Source organism: Thiorhodospira sibirica ATCC 700588 (assembly GCF_000227725.2).
In the GTDB taxonomy this organism is placed as follows: domain Bacteria; phylum Pseudomonadota; class Gammaproteobacteria; order Ectothiorhodospirales; family Ectothiorhodospiraceae; genus Thiorhodospira; species Thiorhodospira sibirica.
In genome coordinates this window covers 1-1,937 of the sequence record NZ_AGFD02000082.1, presented here as the reverse complement: position 1 = coordinate 1,937, position 1,937 = coordinate 1, and the positions used below count along the sequence as shown (strand labels likewise).

The following is a 1,937-nucleotide window of genomic DNA, read 5'->3' as shown; positions in this document are numbered from 1 at the left end:
CAATGATCGCATTAGTGTCAAAAAAGTAGCGCTTACCACTCATCACGCAAGGCACTTTGTTGAGAGAGTGCATCACCTTCCCAAGCCAATTTGCCCACGAGATCAGAAAAGTCATACGGGGCTTTTTGTGGCGGCTTGATCGGCTCATTGTTTGCTAAAACAATGACCTTGACATGCTGATGCATCAACTCCTCAAAGTCTTTTAGTTCAATAAAACGGCTCGTCACATCGGTTTCAAACTCTACCCCACACATCACTTGACCCTCTTATCGTGTTTAATTAAATTGCAATGATTCCCGCACACCCCGCCTTAACCCAACCCCGCGCCGAAGTGATTGCATTTCGGGGCGGGGTTTTTTGTTGGGGGGGCGGCTGTGCTAGAATCATTGCCATTTAATTAAACACGATAAGAGGGTCAAGTGATGTATGCCGTAGAGTTTGAAACCGATGTCACAAGCCGTTTTATTGAACTAAAAGACTTTGAGCAGTTGATGCATCAGCATGTCAAGGTCATTGTTTTAGCAAACAATGAGCCGATCAAGCCGCCACAAAAAGCCCCGTATGACTTTTCTGATCTCGTGGGCAAATTGGCTTGGGAAGGTGATGCACTCTCTCAACAAAGTGCCTTGCGTGATGAGTGGTAAGCGCTACTTTTTTGACACTAATGCGATCATTGCCTTATTGCAAGGCCATGAAGTGCTTGTCAATCTGGCACATCAGGCTGAATTTATCGGTATTTCAGTCATTAGCCGCTTGGAATTTTTTGCCTTCTCAGGGTTAACTCAAGAAGATAAAGTGCTATTTGATCAATTTGTATCGCGTGTTAATGTCACTGACATTACGATGCAAGATCCCGTTTTACTGGATACAATTTCACAGATCAGGATGATGGGTTCATTAAAATTGCCAGATGCCATTATTATTGCATCAGCGCAATCAGTGCATAGCGTTTTAGTCACAGCAGATATTCAATTGGCTAACTTCGCTAAAACATCGGTATTTCTTTTCAAGCCAGAAAAGTCGTAATCCGTCATCCGCCATTGTCGGGACTGACCACGGGCACGGATGCCCGAGACCCCTAACCCAACCCCGCACCGAAGTGATTGCATTTCGGGCGGGGTTTTTTGCCCACACTATATTCGGCTACCCAGAACATTGAGAAATACGATGAAGCAATTTACCGCCGTGATCGAACGCTGCCCTCAAACGGGCTACTACATTGGCTTCATCCCAGGGTTTCCAGGTGCCCATACGCAGGCCGCATCGCTCGATGAATTGCAAGCGAATATGCAAGAAGTCGTCGAAATGCTTTTGGAAGAAGGCGACCCGGTGCTTGAATCGGAATTTGTCGGTGTGCAACAGATCGCCGTGGTCTGAGCCGTGGGGCATCTTCCGATCCTCAAGCCCAGAGAAGTTGCCGCGATATTGTTGTGATTGGGTTTTCAAGAGGTAAGACAGCGGGGTTCGCACAAACAGTTCCGACACCCGGATGGTCGGCGCACAACCGTTCCTTTTCACCCTGGTCGTGATCTCTCGCCCCTGCTCTTGCGTCAAATTATTCAGGATATTGATTTAACACCCGCCGAATTTTTGGTTCACCGTTAATGGAACCCGTAACCCGCCAGGCAATCCGCCATTTTCGGGACAGACCACGGGCACGGATGCCCGAGACCCCTAACCCAACCCCGCGCCGAAGTGATTTCATTTCGGGGCGGGGTTTTTTATTTGGGGGCGTATGCGATAATGACAACACTGTTGAAATTTAATAAAACTCTCCATCATGCGCTTGATTTCTAAAAAACCGCTCAGAGCATTTTGGGAACGCCATCCTGAATCCAGAGCCGTTCTCGAGGATTGGTATCGAAAAGTGTGTGCCTTGGAAGCGGTGTCGTTTTCCCAGTTACGTGGACAATTCGGCACAGCCGATTATGTTGATG

Annotated in this window: 5 protein-coding genes; 4 read left to right on the top strand and 1 reads right to left on the bottom strand. The window is 47.7% G+C overall.

What is annotated here, in order from left to right:
• Nucleotides 1–32 precede the first annotated feature (32 nt).
• On the bottom strand, nucleotides 33–254 hold the full coding sequence (locus tag THISIDRAFT_RS00025; protein ID WP_221913914.1) for a hypothetical protein: 222 nt from the start codon (nucleotides 252–254) through the stop codon (nucleotides 33–35).
• A 168-nt stretch (nucleotides 255–422) separates the two neighbouring features.
• Between THISIDRAFT_RS00025 and THISIDRAFT_RS00020 the strand changes: the two genes are divergently transcribed.
• The 4 genes from THISIDRAFT_RS00020 to THISIDRAFT_RS00005 all read left to right on the top strand — a co-directional run bounded on the left by THISIDRAFT_RS00020 (nucleotide 423) and on the right by THISIDRAFT_RS00005 (nucleotide 1,605).
• The gene (locus THISIDRAFT_RS00020) at nucleotides 423–644 is read left to right on the top strand and encodes a hypothetical protein (RefSeq protein ID WP_006788791.1); all 222 of its coding nucleotides are present in this window, start codon (nucleotides 423–425) and stop codon (nucleotides 642–644) included.
• Nucleotides 634–1,026, top strand: a complete 393-nt coding sequence (locus tag THISIDRAFT_RS00015; protein WP_050984966.1) for a PIN domain-containing protein — start codon at nucleotides 634–636, stop codon at nucleotides 1,024–1,026. Before THISIDRAFT_RS00020 ends, THISIDRAFT_RS00015 begins: the two co-directional genes overlap by 11 nt.
• A 141-nt stretch (nucleotides 1,027–1,167) precedes the next feature.
• Nucleotides 1,168–1,377 (top strand): type II toxin-antitoxin system HicB family antitoxin, encoded by a 210-nt coding sequence (locus THISIDRAFT_RS00010; RefSeq protein ID WP_006788793.1) that lies wholly within the window; start codon nucleotides 1,168–1,170, stop codon nucleotides 1,375–1,377.
• Between the two features lie 57 nt (nucleotides 1,378–1,434).
• On the top strand, nucleotides 1,435–1,605 hold the full coding sequence (locus THISIDRAFT_RS00005; protein WP_217159310.1) for a type II toxin-antitoxin system HicA family toxin: 171 nt from the start codon (nucleotides 1,435–1,437) through the stop codon (nucleotides 1,603–1,605).
• The last annotated feature ends 332 nt before the right edge of the window (nucleotides 1,606–1,937 follow it).